The sequence below is a fragment of the Staphylococcus equorum genome, assembly GCF_029531845.1.
Classification (GTDB): domain Bacteria; phylum Bacillota; class Bacilli; order Staphylococcales; family Staphylococcaceae; genus Staphylococcus; species Staphylococcus equorum_C.
Window position 1 is genome coordinate 115377 of record NZ_JAMBPV010000001.1, and the last position, 20421, is coordinate 135797.

Below are 20421 nucleotides of genomic sequence, written 5' to 3' on the forward strand. Positions count from 1 at the left end.
ATTAATTCTCCTTAACTTTTGAGATTAAAGTTTCATCTGACAAATTTAAATTTAGTAAATGTTCGTATAAACCCATATTTACACGTTCACCATACGAACCATGATAATCTGAACCACCAGTAAGTAATAAGTTGTGTCGTTCAGCAATAGTAAGCACTTTTTTTATATCTTCTAATGTATGATCTGGATGATAAAGTTCAATGCCATCTACCCCTAACGCTATAGCTTCTTCGATTGCATCATAACTATCTAATTGTCCAGGATGTGCAATGACAGCAATGCCTTGATCTTGTTTAATTGCTCGAATTGCATCTTTGTAATCGATATATTCAATATCACCTGCAGCAGGTCCATCATTTTTGAATAATTTTCTATATAATTGTTTATATTCTGTCGAATTGTAATCAAAACCCGTGATTGCATCCATAATATGTTGCTTGTAGATGACAGTAGAATCTTGTGCAATATTGTTAACTTCCTCTAATTGAATATTTATGCCTGCACTCTGAAGTGCCTCAATTTGCTTGATAGAGTGTTCATGTCTCTTTTCTTGCAAAGGTTGCGTAATGGCACGTATATGAGGTGCATCCAAGTGATAATTGTAGCCAAGAACATGTACTTTCCTATTGCGTTTGAAATCAAAGGACGATATTTCAATGCCTGGTATTAAATTAATATTCAGTTCTTGTGCTTTTGCTTGTGCCAATGAATATGAATCTGTCGTGTCATGATCCACAATACTTAGCGTTTGAATGCGTTGTTCATGTGCTTTGTGAAGTAGTTCATTAATACTATCTGAACCGTCTGAAATGTGACTATGTACATGTAAATCTACTAATGCTTTAGCTGTCATTATACGAGCTCCCCTACTTCTTTCGTAGACATATCATAGACTTGATCACATAAATTTTCCATAAATTCTAAATCATGGAAGATACCAATCAATGTTGTACCATCCTGTTTTAATTTAGTGATTGCTTCTTTAACTTTTAACTTCGAAGCGTGGTCTAACGATGCTGTAGGTTCATCTAACAATAACAACCTTGGTGATTTTACAATGGCGCAAGCGATATTAAGTCTTAATTTTTCGCCTCCACTAAATGTATTGGGATAGTTATCCCAAAGTGCTTCAGGGATATCAAAATGACGTAACGTCTCTTTTGCTTTTTCAACTGCCTTGTCATAAGGTACAGACATTTCTAATAGCGATTGAACAACAAGTTCTAACGTTGTCGTCCTTGGCATTACTTTTAAAAATTGAGAAACATAACCAATTTCATATTTTCTTAATTGAATTAATTGGCGATCCGGAATTTGATGTAAATCTACTTCACCATCATCTTTGGACTGGTATAATATTTGACCAACTTGTGGTTGGTACGTTCCATATATACATTTCAATATCGTAGACTTCCCGCTACCACTTTTTCCTACGATGCCTAAGAATCCACCTTTTTCTACTTTGAAATTTATATTTTCAATCGCTTTTCGACGTTGATTTAAATGATGTATCTCAAAATATTTACCTAGGTTATTCACAGTTAACATTTACTGCACTCCTTCCATTCTATAATGATATTGACTAATTATTTTTCCATCGACAATACATTCTGTAATGACAGGATAATCTTCGTTGAATTGAATAATGTTTAAGTCGGCCTTCTTGCCAACTTCTATAGATCCAATCTCATCATCCATGTTCACTGCTTTTGCTGGATTAATCGTAATAAGTTTCATCACTTGTGGCAATGGATAACCTTCCACTCTATGCAATTTAAAAACAGAATATAATAATGATGCAGGATAGTAATCACTACAAAGGATAGAGGCACACCCTTCTTGTATTGCTTCTAGTGCACTTAAATTCCCTGAATGTGACCCACCTAATAACACGTTAGGTGCACCAACAGCAGTATACATACCCTTTTGATAGGCGTGTTTAGCAACCTCTAAAGTGATTGGAAATTCACATATTTGCATACCTAATTGATGATTGAAGTCCACCTTGTCAATTTGGTCATCATCATGTGAAGCAATACCAACGCCTTTTTCATGTGCTTTATTTATGAGTTCTTTCATATCTTCTTGCGTGATATGTGCTGTCGCTTGTTTTTCTTTTATTTTCACGTGTACTTCATCTGTACTCAATTTTTGATAACCCTTAATTGTGTCCACATATCCTTGAATATCACGGTATTGACCCTGTCCTGGTGTATGGTCCATAAAGCTTAATAAGTGGATGCTATCTTTTTTTAAATAATTAAGTAAACTAGACACTTGAGTTACAGATTCCACTTCAAAACGCGCATGTAATCTATGACGTATGAGTCGTTGCTCATTCCTTGTTTGATTAATTTCATCAATTAAACGACTTACATTTTCTGGGCGTCTAATTGGCTTATACTCTAAAATGTCTTCGTTATATATGGATAAAGAATGAAACATTGTCGTAATGCCTTGTGAACTTAAGATGCGCTCCGCTTCTCTGATACCTAATTTGATATCCATAAGTGATGTAGGTCTAGGCGCTGTTAAATTTTCAATGTAATCTGAATGAATATCTATAAATCCTGGTGTAACATAACCACCTTTAGCATCGATAACTTCGAATGTATCAGGTAAACTCGTAATATTTTCAATAGGAATGATGTCAGCAATACGTTGACCTTGAATTACTAATGCTGAATCACTCACAATTTTATTTTCACACACTAAATGACAATTTTTGATAACTCGCACAATTTTTCACCTCTTATAAAATTGAATACACAAGTTGTTGCGTATATTCGTGTTTTGGATCTTCTAATATTTGATCAGTCACACCATGTTCAATGACTTCGCCATTCAGCATGACTAATGTCCGATCACACAACATTCTTATAATCGCTAGGTCATGTGATACCACAATCATGCTTACTTGCATTTCCCTTTGAATCGCTTTAATCAATTCAAGAACATCTGCTTGCACTGACAAATCAAGACCAGTTGTCACTTCATCTAACAATAAAATAGGTGGATAATTAGATAATGCTTTAGCTATTTGTACACGTTGTTGCATACCTCCTGAAAAGTGAATCGGCGGATCATATTTACGGTTTAGTGGTATCTTCACTTTTCCCAGGAAATAATCTCCGCGCTCTGTCATCTCTTTAACATTCCTAGAGCCGCTAGCAATTAACTTTTCTGCTATATTACTGATTGACGAAAAATTAATTTTCAAACCATGAATTGGGTTTTGGTATACCATACCGAGCATTTCGTTTTTGATTTGTCCTTGCTTCTGGCTAGATACTGAAAAAACATCTTGCTCACCCTCTTCAAAGTTCGAGATATAACACTGACCTTGTGTTTGATGCTGATCAAAGTACAACATTTTCATCACCGTACTTTTACCACTACCACTTTCACCAACAATACCCAGTATTTCTCCTTTGTTCACATCGAAAGAAACATCTCTACACGCATATACGGATTGGCACGAGGGGCATACATTTTTATGTAAATGCTCTGTATGACCGATACAATCATCGCAACCATCACCAAAGACTTTCGTTAAATTTTCAACTTGCATCACAACATCTTTATTTTTTATCATTTAGATATTGCCTCCTCTTTGTTTAACTGCTCTAACATATAACTTGTATCGTTAGTGATGTAATATGTTTCGTCTGTATCTTCATCAACCAATTCATCCATATAAACTTCTGTGAGACCTGAAGTACGGCACTCCTTATCTTCAAATGACTCTATTTCAAATGGATAATCATCAAACGCTAATGATTCTACTTTGGTAAATGGTGGCACAGCGTATATTTTCTTTTCACGGCCTGCCCCAAGTAAAATCAATCCTTCATTTTGATTCATTTTTGGGTTATCAAAACGGGGAATCGGACTTGGTGCCATAACGTAACGATCTTCAACTAGGACCGGATAGTCTGCGTTCCCTGTTACATGACCATGTTTCATGATTTCTTCAAAAAGTTTTAGCCAAGCACCACTGTATTCTTTATTAGCATGTAATAATTTAGTTTTACGTTCTGATGGCTCTACAGGTCGTAACGGTTCAGGTAGCGGGACTTGTAATACAAGTATTTGTCCTTCTTTTAATGGTACTTCTGGTATACGATGTCGAGACTGTATGACAGTCGCCTCAGCAGTATGTATCGTATCAGTAACCTGCGTGGTATTTTGAATTAATTTTTTAATATTTACTGCGTTCACCGAATCATCTGATCCTTGGTCAATGACTTTCAATATATCTTCACGACCGATAAGAGAAAGTGTTAATTGTAGGCCGCCTGTGCCCCAACCTCTTGCAATAGGGAGTTCTCTAGAAGCAAAAGTAACTTGGTATCCTGGAATGGCAACAGCTTTCAATGTTTTTCTTCTAATTTCTTTTTTGGAATGCTCGTCTAAAAATGCAAAGTTTTGTTTCACGATCCTCCACCCCTTTTTGTTTGTCTCACTCTGTCTAATACAGATTGGAATGTCACATAATGTGGTAACTTCAAATGTGAAATAAAGCCTGTAGACTCTACTGAATCGATATGTAACAATACAAATTCATCATCACATGTAGCAGCGTCACCTTCTGGATGACTTAAACTATAATCTAATACACTCATAGCAATCGCCTTTGTCTCATTTTGACCAAAAGTAATACCATAACCAATATTAAATTCTTGCTCTACATGCCCATCTTCGTTTTTTTGTGACTTAGATACAGGCATAAATGCTTCGACTTCCGTTAACTCAATGTCACCGACAAAGTACGCATCTTCATCTTCAAATGGTTGAATATAAACAGGTTGTTGGCCTACTCTACATTCTCCAATATTAGGATGTGCCGTATTACCGTACCCTCGTATTTCTGCATAGCCAAGTGATGTCACTGCACCCGTTTGCCCACGAGTTAAAGCTTGTAGTCTCTCACTTCTCGAACTTGGAAATTCTATGGTTTTTTTAGTAATATCATCAGGTTCGTCATTACATTCCGGTTCTTTAGTGAATAATCCTTCATCTTCTAAATAATCAATGACTTTAGGTAAAGCATTTAATGGGTAATTTATTGTGTTTGTCGTTGTATGTTGTTTGTATTGATTTGGCTTACCTTCCGTATCTGCCACCGCTATAGAGTCATCAAGTAAACGATGAGTGAAGTCAGGAGAAGCGCCAAGAATCTGCCCACCTGGGATATCTTTGAAACTTGCTGAAACTCTGCGTTCCACAAACATATTTCTCGTATTAGTCACTGTTGAATAATGTAATCTTGGCAATGTAGATCGATGTGCACGTAATAAAAACACCGCTTCTTCCATATTGCCACTTGATTGTTTAATGGCTAGTGCTGCAAGCTTTCTATCATATAGGCTTGCCTCAGACATAATCTGGTTAATATGTTGTGACATCGTTAGTAGAATATCTTCCACAGTTAAGCGGTCACTATCATAATTTGTTTTTTGTTTGTATTGTTCAATAGAAGCTTCAATTGCTTGTTGTCCACCTTTTACCGCAACGTAACCCATTACTTCAGCACCTCCACATTTGTAGTTCTCGGAATAAATACAATATGATTATCTTTATCACAAATAATGAAGTCTACACCCATCGGAAATTCTTCGCACATTTGCGTTCTTTGTTCGATTATTTCAGGGCTAATAGATAATTGTAAGTCCGTGTGATGTTTTATACCTGGACCAGTTAACCTATATAAATATCCAGATCCAATACTTTCTATTTCAATCATCAATGTAGATGATTTTTCAGGAGATAATAACGTACCTTTATTCAATTGTAATAATTGTGCTGTAGATAACAATGTTTCTGTCGTAATCACAAAATCACTCTCAGCGATGATATTTGTTCTATGCGCACCAGTAATCGCACTGATTACTTTGCTTTCTTGATCATTTTCCAAGTAAAATGCGATTTCGTTATCAAATAATGTGTTCGTTGTAGCTATCAAAGCATCACTATATGATGTCTCGTTAATCGTTTCATCACGAAATGTTTCTATTTTTCCTGGATGACTGCTCAAATCTAATAACATTCTATACATTTGCTGGGTAGCTAATATTGTGTCGCTTATCACGTGTATGTCCTCCTATTCGTTCATCATGCTGAAATCCACTTTAGTTTCAAGCAGTGCTTGTGTTTTGATTTGTTCAACTTCTGTTTGAATATTTTCTAATTCCGTTAAAATATCTGCTAACTCTTGTTGGAAATATTCTTTTTTCATACATAAATCAATAAAGCTCATCGCTTCACTGAATTGCATATCTTCACCTTTTACTACACCTAACCCAATATGTTCATCTTTTTTTATTTTCGTTTCTGTAATTAATACTTCACCTAGGTAAAACAAACTATTTTCAGCATGTTCTCTCACTTTCACCATTGTTAAACCTGTTTTTGCTTCTGAAATGATTTGAAAGTCGAAAGAATCTTGATGCTTGTTATAAAATGACACTGCTTCTGCTCTGCCATATCTAATAAATAATGATGTCCATATTTTTTTATTCATCTGTCTGCCTCCCTTACATATTTAATGTTAACTTGTTGCCAAGCCAGTGAACTTTAAGTGTTTGTAAAAATTGTAAAAAAAATAAACCAATTAAAAATTGGTTTATTCGTTATTTAATGATATTTTGTGTTTAAATAAGTCGCTTCTATATTTAATTTTTATTTTTTCTAATGTAATTCCTGTGTCTTGATCCACCGTTTCCGTGTCATACATAATCAATGGCACAAGTTCATTACATTCTAAATACGCTTGTTCACTTATAGTTGGAAAGTTTGTATGTAAAACCATTTCCTCTGCTTTTAAATTTACATGGCCTTTACTTTTAAAATATTTGAATACAGATTGTATTGTTTGGGCCTTTTCACTGATATCTGGAAAAAGATCTGTACGAATATAAGAAATATGAATTGCAGAAGGCAAACCATATACCACTCTTACTCTAGCGATAACAAATATTCTAGTATCTTCTGAACAATTAAGTGCTACTTGATATTTCTTTTGCGTTATTTCATCTGCATAATCTGCAAAAATAACTCTCGTCTCATAAGGTATGCCTTGCAAAGCCATTTTTTCCGAAAAACTTTTTTTATCAAAAATTTCTAATTCAATTGCCGGTAAGCTATCTTTCATAAATCTGCCGACGCCTTGTTTACTATTTAATTGGCCCATTTTTTCCATTTGGACTAATGCAGCACGAATATCTATACGCTTGATGTTAAATTGATCTGCTAATTCATTTTCACTAGGTATTTTTTCTCCCGCTTTTAATCCTAGTTTCAAAAATTCTTTGTGAATTAAACCTCTAATTTCCGCCTCTTTAGATACTTTAAATTCATCAAAATTCATAACGTTCCCCCTAACTGTAAAATACATATTAATACAGTTATAAAATCCTATATTTTAATATCAATAATTGGTATGATTTTACTACAAAAATAAGGCACTTCGTATAATAAAATTACTTCGCTATAATATAAAATACGCTGTGCCTTATATATAAAAATTATATCATGCCTCAATTACCGCTTCCAATAGAATCAGATGGGCGGTCTACAATAAAAATTCCTCTACTTTTCATTTTGACTAGTTACTGTATTTTCATAAAGCCATTCCCTAAGACGTCTCGCACATCATGAATAACAAGAAAAGCATTTTCGTCATGAGCGTTAACGATTTTCTTAATTCTTGATAATTGGTTTTGCGGTACGACGACGTAAAGCACATTCGTCTCTTTTCGTTCATAGCCACCGACACCATTTAATAATGTTGAACCTCTACCTGTTTCTTTATTAATATCCGTACTAATTTCATTATTATAATTCGAAATAATTGTAATTGCTTTTTTAGGATTAAAACCTTCTATTACAAATGCCATACTTTTCTCAACTATAAAGAGCATAACAATGGTATATAGAACATTTTGCACGGGAAGAACGATCAAGAAAGATAACACAATGATTGAATCAAGAATAAACAACGCTTGAGAAGTTTTGATTTCAGTGTATTTATTTATAATTTTAGCAATAACGGAAGTGCCACCTAATGTACTGCGCGCTGATATTACAAGTCCACTGCCGACACCAATTAGCACGCCAGAAAACACTGTATTTATAAAATCAGATTCAAGATGCATATTAAACGCTTCAGTTAGTCCTAAAAATGCTGAACTCGAAATTACTGTAATCAATGTATAAACTGCGGTCGTTTTACTTAAATACTTCCAACCTACCGCAATTAATATCATATTTATAATTAGAGAGGTAATTGCCGGTGATAAACCTAACGTATATTTTAGGTTTAGCGAAATACCTACTGTACCGCCTTCTCCCAAATTAGCAGCTATTACAAACGCATTGATTCCTATACCTATAAGAAATGTTCCTAAAATACAGAAACATATATTTTTAAAATGGATTTTGTATAACATCCCAATAACACCTCTTTCTTTTAATTTGAAAACCACTCATTCCTACTGTTTTATTTCATTTATATTGATCGACTAGACAGCACGACATAAAAAGAAACTTTTCAGTTATTAACCAAAAAGTTTCGAAAGATATAATTTTTATTATTTTTTTAGCACAAGTATATATAATAGTAGAAAAGGTCATTTATTTCAATTGAATAAGGTTAATTTGTTTTATAAATTGTAATTGGATCCGTTGCTTTTATTATTTATTAGAACTAGCGTTGAATTAAAAAGACAAATCAAACAATGTCACTCGTCAGATTTGTCTTTTATATACATATATAAACTGCGAATTGCTTAAAACGCATTCTGATTGAGCCATTGTCCGCCATCCATAGTCATGCAAGCGCCATTGATATAGTCAGCATCATCTGAGAATAAAAATTTAGCCAATCCTGCAATTTCTTCAGGTTGACCCATTCTACCGACTGGCACACTGTCAAGTGTTTGTTGACGTGCCTCTTCAGATAGACTTAATTTTCCTGCACCACCCGTATTTTCAATTGGTCCAGGCGCAATGGCATTAACTGTAATACCGTATTTAGAGCCCCATTCCACTGCAAGTGTTCTCGTCATTGCAAGGACGCCAGCTTTCGCACTTGCAGAATGAATAACGCCCGGTCCAGATCTCCAAGCATACGTCGCAACCATGTTCAAAATACGTCCTTTCTGACCCTTTTCAATCCATTCTTTACCTACTGCTTGTGTGCAATACCACGTACCATTTAATACAATATCTACAACTGAATTCCACGCATTAATTGATAAATCTTCTGCAGGGCAAATAAAATTCCCCGCTGCATTATTCACAAGACCGTCTATCTGTCCAAATGTTTTTATCGTCTCATCTACTGTATATTGCACGCGCTCTGGATCACGCACATCCATGTCTATACATAGTACTTGACCTTCATATTGTTCAATTTCCTTTTTAGCAACTTCAAGTCGTTCTATTGAGCGACCAGTTATGACTACTTTGGCCCCTTCTTCAGCAAATCGTTTAGCCATTGCTTTGCCCATGCCACTACTACCGCCCGTTATCATCATCACTTTGTCCTTCATTTACATTCTCCTTTAAAAAGCTTGATATAATACGATTCAAATAAATTAGTAAGCGCTTACATATTATTGTACATTAATTTTACTGTTTTAGTAAATTATCTTATTTTTGTTTTAAAATGAGTAATTAATAATATTAGAATGTAGTCTGTTGAAAATTTGAAAAGGAGTGAGACAGAAATCTAAAATTATTAAAAAATGTATATAGTTATCAGTCAGTTCCTGCCAATATAACAATTGAGCCCGAGACATGCATGTCTCAGACTCTTCAAAATGTTATTATTTATATTGTACAAAATAATAGTATAAATATTTTACTATAGCCACAAACATTAATAGTGTCCCTAGTGCCACAAAAAACAATCCAAATTCGACTAAAAACCATGGTTCCCGTAATATGCCATCTTGATTGACATGACTAGATAAAACAGTAAATAAACCTCCCATTAAAATTCCAAAAATCATGCAGAAAACACTTGAAAAAAATAATTTTTTACTCATAATCTGTAGATAACCTCCTAAATTTATTAGACAATTAACTGCCTTCTTTCAAGTTTTTATTATCAAATATAGAATTAATTAATAAAAGAAAGCATCACTAGACATTTCTATTTAGAGTGACAGTATGTCTTGCATGAGGTGTAAAGTGTTGCTAGCAATCGCATAACAACAACTTCCATGAAGAAGATCACTATATAGAGATTGGAGGAAAGGTTGTATGGATTTTGGAAATCAAATTAAAACGATTAGAAAAGAACGTCAACTCACACAAGAACAACTTTCCAAACAGCTTAATGTATCCAGACAAACAGTATCAGCTTGGGAAAACAATAGATATTTACCAGATATAGAAATGATTGTGCATATCGCTAAAACATTCCATTTGTCACTTGATGATTTAATCTTAGGCGATGACATTATTAAAGATAAACTCGTTAATGATGGAAAAAGTATCAAACGCATACGTCTAAGTATTGTAAGTATGATTCTATTATTGATTGGTATTACCTGTGCGATACTTTTCTTAGTCATACCCTCTTACGTTTTACAAGACGGTATACTCCATGAGCCTTGGTTCCTTGTACCACTTGGGTTGTATACGCTGATAGGCGGCCTCATCGTAGGACTTATCAATTTAATTTTAATATTCATGAGTCACTACAAACATTCTCGTTGTTAATCATAGCGAGAGTGACACTTTATATTTAAATCAAGGTTACGCTGAGATATCGAATATATAAATGTATCTACTTTTATATATTCGATTAACCTATTTTCATAACAACATATAAAAGAACGGCAAACAATTTTTGTTTGCCGTTCTTTTAGGGTACAGACAGAGTCTGTGACTCTTTGGGCAGTTTTTTGTGCACGCTTTACGCGGGCGCTGCCTCAGCCTGTAGTCTTCAGCTAGTGCTTTTCCCGCAAGCGTCGGCACAAAACACTACTATTTTTATAATAATATAATACCATCAATTATTTATTATCATTCATTGTTTCAACTTATATAAAGGGAAATATTTTCTATAAAAACAACAACTATTTCACTTTAAACGCAGTCATTGATTTCTCTAAATGAGATTTCATAGCATTTACAATAGCTTTCTCATCTTTGTGTGAAAGTGCATTCATTATCTCATTATGTTCATCAATAACTTCAATCATTCTTCCTTGGCTTTTTAATCCTTGCGTTCCAATAAGAATCGATAAGTCATGTTGTACATTATAACTCTTCAGAAATAACTCAAACTGTATAATTTCCATTAAATAGGTATGGAAACTTTTGTCTAATGACATAAATGTATAATAATCATCATTTTGAGCTGCTTTAATTTGTTTTTCAATAATAGCTTTTAAATCACGGATGTGGTCTTCATCTATTATTTGTACAATAAAAGGTACACAAGCAATCTCCAGTGATTCTCTTAACAAGAAAATTTGATCAATTTCATGGTTAGTAAATGTATTTACTTTATAACCTTTTCTCGGTTTAAAAATCATAAGTTGTTCCAACACTAGTTCATTTATTGCTTCCCTAACCGGTGTACGAGAGACATCTAGTAAATTAGATAATTCAACTTCAGTAATAAATTGGTCAAGTGGTAATTCATTATTAAATAATGAACGCTTAACTTGATCATATATTTCTTGTTTTATTGAATTTCTATTAACTTTTTTTAAAGAATCATACATCCTTGAACCTCCTAGAGAATTTATTTAAATAACGAAACTGGGTAAGTAATTAACCATGGCATGTAAGTAACAATTATTAATATTACAATTAGAATAGCTAATTGTGGTGTAACTGATTTAATAATTTTTTTAATATGCACTTTACTTATAGATGATACTACAAATAAACAAACTCCTACTGGTGGCGTTATCATCCCTATAGATAAATTCACAGCCATTACTACACCGAAATGGATAGGGTCTATATCTGTTGCCAGAATTAATGGTAAGAATATAGGCGTAAAAATAGTAACTGCACTTATCGTATCTATAAATGTACCTGCTATTAATAATACAATATTTATTACGAGTAATAGTAAGATTGGATTATCTGCAAAAACGCCTAACATGGACTGTAGTTGTTCTGGAACATTATTGAAGGAAACAAACCAAATAAATATTGCGGCACTTCCTATTAAGAATATGATACCAACAGAAGTCTTAGTACTACTAATTAATGCTTCATACAATTTCTTGAAATTCAACTCTCTATAGACAACACTACTTATTATTATGGCATATAAAACTGCAATCACACCAGATTCTGTAGCGGTAAATAAACCACTAACAATACCACCTATAATAATTGCTGGCATTAATAATGCCAAAATAGCATCTTTAAATCCTAAGAGTATATCTTTTAAAGGTGGAAAACTATCCATAGATTTATATCCTTCTTTTTTACCTACAAAGTAACTATAAATCATTAATCCAATCCCCATTAAAATACCAGGAACAACTCCTCCAATAAATAAATCACTTATAGATTGGTTTGCCATAACACCAAATAAAATAAATATAATACTGGGAGGTATAATTGGCCCCACAGTTGCAGCCGAAGCAACTAATGATGCAGAAAAACCTTCATCATATCCTTCTTTTTTCATTAAGGGTAACAACATGCCACCTATTGCAGCTGCTGCAGCTATCGCTGTACCTGTTAACGCAGCAAAAAACACGCTCGAAATTATAACAACCATTGCTAAACCACCAGGCAATGGTCCAATAAGCAGTTTAGAGAATTCAACGATTCTTTTAGACATACCGCCTTTTGACATTATTTCTCCAGCTAATACAAATAGAGGTATAGCTAAAAGTGAGAAATTATTTATACCAAAATACATTTTCCTAGGTATAATTTCTAAAAATTCTACGCCGGTCCATCCAATTCCTATAATAGATACAGTCATTAAAGAAAATGCAATTGGCATTCTGATAATTATAAGTATAAATAACAATATAATTAGAAGTAATATCATGATTTATCACCTGTCTTCCAAGTAAAATAAATCATCAATATGAAACATATTGGCATTGGTATATACATAATCCATCTGCCAATTGGCATAGACGTCATAACTTGCCCCGCGCTTATACTTAAATATACTTGTAAAATACTATAATAAAAAATTATTAATAGTACGATTGTAATAACACTTTTCACAAAATAATCTAGTGCTTTTTCTAATTTTTCAGGTAACTTTTCAAATAAATCAACTTGTAAATGCTCTTGATTATACATTAATACTACTGCTCCAAATAAAATACTGTACACAAAAAACAACATTAAAAGTTCTTGTGACCAAAAAATTGAAGTTTTAAAAACAAAACGTGTAAGAAGCTGCAAGAATATAGTCAAGATCGATAAAATCATAAAAACGGTCATTAGGTGAGTAAGAACGGTTATAAATTTCTTTTCTATTATATTTAATTTATTCATATTTATCCCCCTTATTCGCTAAATTGGTGAATTATGGATTTAGGTACTTGATCATTGATTTCTGACTGTACATCACTAGTATTCTTTTTAAACTCATCTCGATTTACTTCAGTAATAACCATGCCCTCGTCTTTTAGTTGTTTTTTTATTTTTTGTTCTTGGTCCGCAATATATTTACGTTGATATTTCGTTGATTCATCAATACTTTCATTAACTATTTTCTTCTCTTGCTCAGAAAGGTTCTTATAATAATCTTGATTCATTAGTACAACTGCAGGTGTGTAAGTATGATTTGTTAAAGAAATATATTTTTGTACTTCAAATAGTTTTTGAGATGCAATTGTTGGTAACGGGTTTTCTTGTCCATCTACAACGCCTTGATCTAATGCTGAATATAATTCACTAAAGCTAATCGGTGTGGGTATTGCATCTAAAGCTTTTAAATGCTCATTCCATACTTTTGCAGATTGCACTCTTAGCTTAAGATTTTTCATATCTTCAGGCTGCTTTATTTCCCTTTTATTATTCGTAAAATGCCTAAACCCAACTTCCCAATACCCGAGACCTTTCATATCTTTAGATTGCGCTAATTTCAGTAAATCTTTTCCTGGTTTGCCATCGAGTTTAGAATACACATCTTCTTTATTTTCAAATAAATAAGGTATACCAAATATGTTCATTTCTGGCATTGTATTTGACAAGCTACTATCAGCTGCCACAGTAGTCATTTGGATTGAGCCAGTCATGGTTTGATCTACTAACTCATCTTCATTACCCAAGCTTCCATTTCCATAGACATTAACTTTTAACTCACCTTGAGATTTCTTTTCAACTAATTCTTTGAATTTTTGTGAAGCTATATTATATTGGTGTGTATCTGCACCAGTGTGTGCTAAACGTATCGTTTTTACTTCTTCATCTTTAGTTTTATCCTCACCACTTTGACAACCGCTTAATATTAAAACTATTAATAAAGAAAATGAAATAAATCTTTTCATAAAATATCATCCCCTTAAAGGCTCATTAAGAATATAAATCTATTCTTCTATTTCTAAATACGGGTATACTTTCACGTATTTCATGAACGAGCTCCACATCTACTTCTGCAAAAATTGTACTTTCACTTTCTCCTACTTCTCTAATAACGTTTCCTCTCGGATCCACGATCATAGAGTGTCCCGCATATGTCGTTTTGCCGTCACTTCCACATGAATTACAAGCTATAACATATACCGCATTCTCAATTGCTCTAGCAATATTTAAGTGCCTCCACTGATATAATCTTGAATCTGGCCATTCTGCAACAACAAATATCACTTTAGCTCCATTTACTGCCATTTGGCGTGTTGATTCAGGAAATCTTAAATCGTAGCAAATAATGCCTCCCATATCTATATCCGTTAATTTGAAAGGTTGTGGTAAAAATTGTCCCCCCGCCATGAATTTTGGCTCGTCTAGCATTGGAACCAAATGAATTTTATCGTAATCATAAATGAGTTCACCGTTCTTATTAAAAACAACCAATGTATTATAAACTTCACCTTGTTTTTTATTCGAAACTGATCCTGCAACAATGTTCACATTATATTCTTTAGCTAAATTTGAGATGAATTTTATAGTTAATTTAAGATTATCGTCAGCTTTATCATTTAAATTTTCTAAATCGTAGCCGTTATTCCACATTTCTGGTAGTACAACAATGCTTGTAGTTTTTAGCAATTCCTCACTAAATAATTGCGCTATTTTATTTTTGTTTTTTTCGAAATTACCTAAAGCAACATTAAATTGAAATAATTGGACGTTGATCATAGTTTTTTCACCTCATATTCTAATCTAATAGATTTGTTATTAGATGGATCTACTAACTCAGCTTTAAACGCATTAGGATATTTAAATCCTCTAACCAATGGAACTGTACCGCAATAAACAACAGCATTTTTTAAATGAGCACCATCTTTATTTAACGAATCTATTAAATCTTTATAAGGTAAAATACTGCTCACTTTATCTTCTTGATATAATTCCCAATCCCCATCTACGAATACGAATGACCTTAGCTCTAATTCATCCCAGTGTTCGTGCACATCAGCAAAATTCCATACAGTGCTTGCAATTGGCTTTGCACACAATTGTTTAGACTTATGAATACTCACAGTTTCTAGTTCACGATCAGTGTGATCACTACCAAGCGTCACATAGCGCTTATCACCATTAAATATAATAACAATTTCTGCTTCTCCACTAGATTTATCACCAATAATTGAAATGGAATTATTTTGTCTAAATAGTAAAGGATCTAAAGGATAAATTTCAGGTACTGAATTAGGTTCAGGTACCCCTAGTTCTTTTAATTCAGCTATATGCTCCTTTGTCTTTTCAATATTTCTTCCTGAATATCCAATGCAGTAAGCATTCTCAAAACTTAAATCTACTTCTTCATAACCTAATTTAAATTTCATATTCACACCCCTTTTAATGTATACATTATACAGTGTACATTAAAAGAGTGAATATTTACAATATTTTTATAATTTTAATCTCAAAAATATTATCTAGTCATCACTAAATAAACAAAATTTCTTCTTACTTACGAAAATTAGCTATAAAAACATTACAAAATATGATAAGTTCTTAAATTTTATGTAAATATAGCCTCAAGCAAAAATATAAATGATACATTGATATCGAAATACGATATCGATTTCCGATATATTGATTAGAGAGGATGGATAAATGTGGAATCAAAATTAGAAAGACGTATGTTTTTAGGATTTATTTATATTCACATATTGCATCATGCGAGTGAACATCCTGTCTATGGCAGTTGGATGATTGAGGAGCTTCAAGAACATGGTTATACGATGAGTGCTGGTACGTTGTATCCCCTCCTACATAGCATGGAAGACGAAGGATTACTCGTTAGTGAGAAAAATGTTGTAGCAGGCAAACAACGCAAGAACTATACCATCACTTCTTTTGGCAAAGAAATGTTAGCAAAAAGCCAACAAAAATTAAAAGAGCTTGTTGGCGAAGTATAATTTATAAACTGGGAGGTTACGCTAATGAAATATCTTGAAGTCTTTTTGGTCGCGCTAAGATTAGGTTGTACGTCTTTTGGTGGGCCAACAGCACATCTCGGTTACTTCTACGATGAATACGTCAAACGTAGGAAGTGGCTCACAGAACAGCAATATACAAATTTAGTCGCGTTGTGTCAGTTTTTACCTGGTCCTGCAAGTAGCCAAGTAGGTTTTGGTATCGGTATAACGAAGGCAGGTTTACTTGGTGGTGTCATTTCATTTATTGGCTTTACATTGCCTTCAGTTATTGTATTAATGCTATGTGCCACGCTGCTCCTTGCTTACAGCAATGATTTAGGTTGGACGCATGGCTTGAAATTAGTCGCAGTGGCCATCGTGCTGAATGCCATTATTGGCATGGGTAAGAAGCTTTTGCCTGATGTAAAAACAAAGCTCCTTGCGCTATTCACTTTAGTTATGGCAATCACAGTAATTCATCCTATGTCACAATTAGGTGCATTAATTATCGTGGCGTTGGCTGGATTATTACTCTTTAAAGAAAATGATGAAAGTAAGCCCTCAATAAAAATATTCAATATTCCTAAAATAATTGGTGTCATTGCACTTACACTGTTTTTCAGTTTTTTATTAATTTTACCTATTATTAATTACTTCACAGCTAATTCATGGGTAAGTATGATTGATCATTTTTATCGTTCAGGTGCACTTGTTTTTGGCGGTGGCCATGTTGTTTTACCATTATTAGAACAGGCATTTGTCGCAACGGATATGATCAGTGCGAACGACTTTTTAACAGGATACGCTTTAACACAGGCAGTGCCGGGTCCATTATTTACCTTTGCCACATATATCGGTACCGTAATGTCTGGCATTCCAGGTGGTATTGTCGCAACAATCGCTATTTTCTTACCTGCCTTTTTACTATTAATTGGCGTTTTACCATTTTGGGAACACGTGCAGGCGAATCGCTATGCTAAATCAATGTTAAAAGCGGTCAGTGCGGGTGTAGTTGGTATTCTAATCGCAGCACTGTATGATCCTATTTTTACATCATCCGTAAATTCACATATGGATTTCGCATTTGCTGCTATATTATTTGTATTGCTAGCCTACTGTAAAGCTCCGTCATGGTTAATTGTAATTTTAGGTTTAGTGCTTGGCATAACGTTTTATTAAATTGATACTTTGTACTGTGTATGGCCAAAGTACAGCATATTCATCATCTCGAAAATGAAATCTTAAGAAACATCGATGTTCGCGATTATAAAGCAATTATTTTAGACAAAGAACAGTCATAAGATATAAAAAACTGAGGTGCGTCGTATAATACGCATCTCAGTTTTTCATTCTATATTCATAATTATTTCCTAGGACATAATTATGGTATTATTCTTCGCTACCAAAAGGCACATACTTAACTTTTATATCTTCTGGCAAACCTTCATATTTATTGAATAGAGTTTTATATTTATCGCTGGTTGGTGTTGCATGATGTAAATAATGTTCAAACGGTAGTTTCTCCATCGTATAGAAATCCTTATCTGGATCTGTTTTTACTTCTTGTTTCAAATTTGAGATTCGCGTCTCATTTTGATAAAAAACGTAGCAAAAACCACTTAAATAAACAAAACCAAACATGATCGCCATCCCCACAACTATATTACGCCACAACGTCTGTATGACGTTGAGCTGAACAAACAATATAAGCAAAATGATGCTATAGATTACATACACCGTATAAAAATTTCTTGGACCGAGTGGTGATACAATGACTAAAGGTGCACATACAAGTAGAGTTGAGGCTAGGAGTAGATATAATGTATAACGTATTTCCTTTTGCCCTATCACTATATGTATTGCATAAATCATTGCACTTAAAAATACAATACAAATCAAAGTATTGAGCAGATTTGCTATTGCGATTGAATGGAAATTTTGTAATGCGAATTGTTTATATATGAAAAAGTAATAAATAGGCAAGATCAATAAACCAGTAACTGTCAGCCATATTTTTATCTTGGATAAGCTATGTAGTGCTGTACTTCGATATAACATAACTAACACAACAGCAATAATCATAGATATAATCACAATTTGATTGAAAAAGACCCAATCTGGGATTGTCGTAGTCACCGTATGGAATATTTTATCGAATAATCCTGTTTCACTCGATATATTCTGATAACTGCTGCCCTCAAAAAATATTTTACGATAATTTGGGTTTAAAAACATGATTACTGTGCCAGACACAGATAATAATAAACCAACTATAAATTTAGGGTTTATTTGTCGATAAAGTAATAAGTTCAAACCTAGAGCTATCACTAAAATCATACTATTAAAGAGCGTTGTATTTTCCATAAAAAACTGCCCAATAAAACAAATAATATAAAACACAATATTATTTACAGGTGTAAGCCCTCTTCGTTCGAATAAAACTGTAACAATGAACCATAAAATGTATAGTACACACAATGTTGCTGGGACATAATTATAAAAGCCTGCAAACCATCCATAAGTTTGTTTGTATATCTCACTTGGTATCGTAACCATAAGTATGAAAGCTATTAAATAATATATTGGTTGTTTCGTATTATGAGTAAAACGAACAATGATATATATCATTACCGTGCTAATCAACGCGTAAGATATCCATCTAAACCAATCTAAACGGACTGCTATCGTTTCTAAAATATTACCCAAATAGCGACCATTTAAATTCGCATATTTTTCCTGCCACATTTGCACACCATATTGACTATACCAATCCCAATCATCATGAGTTAACGGTAAAAAGAACGCCATAAAATAGTAAAATAAAAATAGTACAGTAACTATCAGGTACATCTTGTTCAAATTAAATGATTTCATATTAATTTACCTCATGTTTGTTTAAATTCGTCTTATGTATAATAAATAACGGTCTCTGTTTCACTTCATAATAAATTCTACCTATATATTCTCCAATAATACCTAAAGAAGTCAGTTGCACACCACCTAGGAACAACACTGCAAAAATAGTAGTGAAATAGCCAGGCGTGGACACACCATAACTCAATGTATAAATTAAATTGAAAGCAATATAGAGAAAGCTCATCAAACAACTGGACATTCCTAAATAAATAATAATACGTAACGGTCTATTATTAAAGGAAATCAATCCATCTATACCATAATTTAACAATGAACTAAATGACCATTTAGACTCTCCTTCTTCACGTTGAACATTTTGATATTCAATGACTTTAGGCTCAAAGCCAATCCATGCAAATAATCCTTTTGAAAATCGATTGTATTCCCCTAATTTCACAACTTCTTTAACGGCACGCTGACTCAGTAACCTGAAATCTCCTATGCCATCCTTTAAGGTAACATCTACCATTTTATTAATCATTAAATAATACATTTTAGACAGATGCTTACGTAACCAACGTTCCCCAGTTCTATCCCTTTTAGCCACCACTTGATCTTCACCATTCCTAAAATCTACAATCATTTGTGGAATTAATGACGGCGGGTGCTGTAAATCTCCGTCTATGATTATTAACGCCTCAGCTTCCGTACTTGCTTCCAACCCTGCATACATCGCAGACTCTTTACCAAAATTTCGTGAAAAAGAAATGTATTTCACTCTACTATCCAATTCAGATAACTGTTGAATTATTGCTAATGTTTCGTCTCTACTGCCATCATCTACAAAAAGCAGTTCATATGTATAACCGTTAATATAACTATCATGTTGCATAATTTCTGTTAATTTATCATAGGTTTGTTTAATTACAAACTCTTCATTAAAGCATGGTATCAATATTCTAATCATTAAAACAGCGCACCTCTTTGAAATATATTTATATAAAATATCTTATATACAGTATTA

The 20421-nt window shown here is 33.3% G+C and carries 23 protein-coding genes; 3 read left to right on the forward strand and 20 right to left on the reverse strand.

The window, feature by feature from the left end; all coding sequences use genetic code 11:
* Position 1 precedes the first annotated feature (1 nt).
* The 12 genes from M4L39_RS00525 to M4L39_RS00580 all read right to left on the reverse strand — a co-directional run bounded on the left by M4L39_RS00525 (position 2) and on the right by M4L39_RS00580 (position 10052).
* Positions 2 to 853, reverse strand: a complete 852-nt coding sequence (locus M4L39_RS00525) for a PHP domain-containing protein (RefSeq protein ID WP_277580233.1) — start codon at positions 851 to 853, stop codon at positions 2 to 4.
* A complete protein-coding gene (locus M4L39_RS00530; RefSeq protein ID WP_277580234.1) occupies positions 853 to 1548 on the reverse strand; it encodes a phosphonate C-P lyase system protein PhnL in 696 nt (231 codons plus the stop codon). The genes M4L39_RS00525 and M4L39_RS00530 overlap by 1 nt, the downstream gene beginning before the upstream one ends.
* The gene (phnM, locus tag M4L39_RS00535) at positions 1549 to 2739 is read right to left on the reverse strand and encodes a phosphonate metabolism protein PhnM (RefSeq protein ID WP_277580235.1); all 1191 of its coding nucleotides are present in this window, start codon (positions 2737 to 2739) and stop codon (positions 1549 to 1551) included.
* A gap of 13 nt (positions 2740 to 2752) precedes the next feature.
* On the reverse strand, positions 2753 to 3595 hold the full coding sequence (locus M4L39_RS00540; protein ID WP_277580236.1) for an ATP-binding cassette domain-containing protein: 843 nt from the start codon (positions 3593 to 3595) through the stop codon (positions 2753 to 2755).
* Positions 3592 to 4437 (reverse strand): alpha-D-ribose 1-methylphosphonate 5-phosphate C-P-lyase PhnJ, encoded by an 846-nt coding sequence (locus M4L39_RS00545; RefSeq protein ID WP_277580237.1) that lies wholly within the window; start codon positions 4435 to 4437, stop codon positions 3592 to 3594. Before M4L39_RS00545 ends, M4L39_RS00540 begins: the two co-directional genes overlap by 4 nt.
* Positions 4434 to 5525, reverse strand: coding sequence for a carbon-phosphorus lyase complex subunit PhnI (locus M4L39_RS00550; RefSeq protein ID WP_277580238.1), 1092 nt, complete (start codon positions 5523 to 5525; stop codon positions 4434 to 4436). The genes M4L39_RS00545 and M4L39_RS00550 overlap by 4 nt, the downstream gene beginning before the upstream one ends.
* A complete protein-coding gene (gene phnH / locus M4L39_RS00555; protein WP_277580239.1) occupies positions 5525 to 6091 on the reverse strand; it encodes a phosphonate C-P lyase system protein PhnH in 567 nt (188 codons plus the stop codon). The genes M4L39_RS00550 and phnH overlap by 1 nt, the downstream gene beginning before the upstream one ends.
* A gap of 12 nt (positions 6092 to 6103) precedes the next feature.
* Entirely contained in the window at positions 6104 to 6523 is a 420-nt protein-coding gene (locus M4L39_RS00560) for a phosphonate C-P lyase system protein PhnG (RefSeq protein WP_277580240.1), read from the reverse strand.
* 102 nt (positions 6524 to 6625) lie between these two features.
* A complete protein-coding gene (locus tag M4L39_RS00565) occupies positions 6626 to 7369 on the reverse strand; it encodes a GntR family transcriptional regulator (RefSeq protein WP_277580241.1) in 744 nt (247 codons plus the stop codon).
* A 241-nt stretch (positions 7370 to 7610) separates the two neighbouring features.
* Positions 7611 to 8450, reverse strand: coding sequence for a YitT family protein (locus M4L39_RS00570; RefSeq protein WP_277580242.1), 840 nt, complete (start codon positions 8448 to 8450; stop codon positions 7611 to 7613).
* Positions 8451 to 8789: 339 nt separating this feature from the next.
* Entirely contained in the window at positions 8790 to 9554 is a 765-nt protein-coding gene (fadH, locus tag M4L39_RS00575; RefSeq protein WP_277580243.1) for a 2,4-dienoyl-CoA reductase, read from the reverse strand.
* A 276-nt stretch (positions 9555 to 9830) separates the two neighbouring features.
* On the reverse strand, positions 9831 to 10052 hold the full coding sequence (locus M4L39_RS00580; protein WP_277580244.1) for a DUF3955 domain-containing protein: 222 nt from the start codon (positions 10050 to 10052) through the stop codon (positions 9831 to 9833).
* A 217-nt stretch (positions 10053 to 10269) separates the two neighbouring features.
* Between M4L39_RS00580 and M4L39_RS00585 the strand changes: the two genes are divergently transcribed.
* Positions 10270 to 10731, forward strand: a complete 462-nt coding sequence (locus M4L39_RS00585) for a helix-turn-helix domain-containing protein (protein ID WP_277580245.1) — start codon at positions 10270 to 10272, stop codon at positions 10729 to 10731.
* Between the two features lie 359 nt (positions 10732 to 11090).
* On the opposite strand, the gene M4L39_RS00590 is transcribed toward M4L39_RS00585, so the two are convergent.
* The 6 genes from M4L39_RS00590 to M4L39_RS00615 are packed head-to-tail and all read right to left on the reverse strand — an operon-like array spanning position 11091 to position 15962.
* Positions 11091 to 11744, reverse strand: coding sequence for a GntR family transcriptional regulator (locus M4L39_RS00590; protein ID WP_277580246.1), 654 nt, complete (start codon positions 11742 to 11744; stop codon positions 11091 to 11093).
* Positions 11745 to 11764: 20 nt separating this feature from the next.
* Positions 11765 to 13042: a TRAP transporter large permease gene (locus tag M4L39_RS00595; RefSeq protein WP_277580247.1), complete on the reverse strand. Its 1278-nt coding sequence runs from the start codon at positions 13040 to 13042 to the stop codon at positions 11765 to 11767.
* Positions 13039 to 13503, reverse strand: a complete 465-nt coding sequence (locus M4L39_RS00600; RefSeq protein WP_346818182.1) for a TRAP transporter small permease — start codon at positions 13501 to 13503, stop codon at positions 13039 to 13041. The genes M4L39_RS00595 and M4L39_RS00600 overlap by 4 nt, the downstream gene beginning before the upstream one ends.
* An 11-nt stretch (positions 13504 to 13514) precedes the next feature.
* Positions 13515 to 14501, reverse strand: a complete 987-nt coding sequence (locus M4L39_RS00605; protein WP_277580248.1) for a DctP family TRAP transporter solute-binding subunit — start codon at positions 14499 to 14501, stop codon at positions 13515 to 13517.
* Positions 14502 to 14526: 25 nt separating this feature from the next.
* Positions 14527 to 15309, reverse strand: a complete 783-nt coding sequence (locus tag M4L39_RS00610; RefSeq protein WP_277580550.1) for a carbon-nitrogen family hydrolase — start codon at positions 15307 to 15309, stop codon at positions 14527 to 14529.
* Positions 15309 to 15962 (reverse strand): DUF2848 family protein, encoded by a 654-nt coding sequence (locus M4L39_RS00615; RefSeq protein ID WP_277580249.1) that lies wholly within the window; start codon positions 15960 to 15962, stop codon positions 15309 to 15311. Before M4L39_RS00615 ends, M4L39_RS00610 begins: the two co-directional genes overlap by 1 nt.
* A 276-nt stretch (positions 15963 to 16238) precedes the next feature.
* Between M4L39_RS00615 and M4L39_RS00620 the strand changes: the two genes are divergently transcribed.
* Together M4L39_RS00620 and chrA are read left to right on the forward strand one after the other, a co-directional pair.
* The gene (locus tag M4L39_RS00620) at positions 16239 to 16541 is read left to right on the forward strand and encodes a PadR family transcriptional regulator (protein WP_277580250.1); all 303 of its coding nucleotides are present in this window, start codon (positions 16239 to 16241) and stop codon (positions 16539 to 16541) included.
* Between the two features lie 24 nt (positions 16542 to 16565).
* On the forward strand, positions 16566 to 17720 hold the full coding sequence (gene chrA / locus M4L39_RS00625) for a chromate efflux transporter (RefSeq protein WP_277580251.1): 1155 nt from the start codon (positions 16566 to 16568) through the stop codon (positions 17718 to 17720).
* A 210-nt stretch (positions 17721 to 17930) separates the two neighbouring features.
* Here the strand turns inward: chrA and M4L39_RS00630 are convergent, their stop codons facing one another.
* Together M4L39_RS00630 and M4L39_RS00635 are read right to left on the reverse strand one after the other, a co-directional pair.
* Positions 17931 to 19415: a DUF6056 family protein gene (locus M4L39_RS00630; protein WP_277580252.1), complete on the reverse strand. Its 1485-nt coding sequence runs from the start codon at positions 19413 to 19415 to the stop codon at positions 17931 to 17933.
* A gap of 1 nt (position 19416) precedes the next feature.
* Positions 19417 to 20364, reverse strand: coding sequence for a glycosyltransferase family 2 protein (locus tag M4L39_RS00635; RefSeq protein WP_277580253.1), 948 nt, complete (start codon positions 20362 to 20364; stop codon positions 19417 to 19419).
* Positions 20365 to 20421 lie beyond the last annotated feature (57 nt).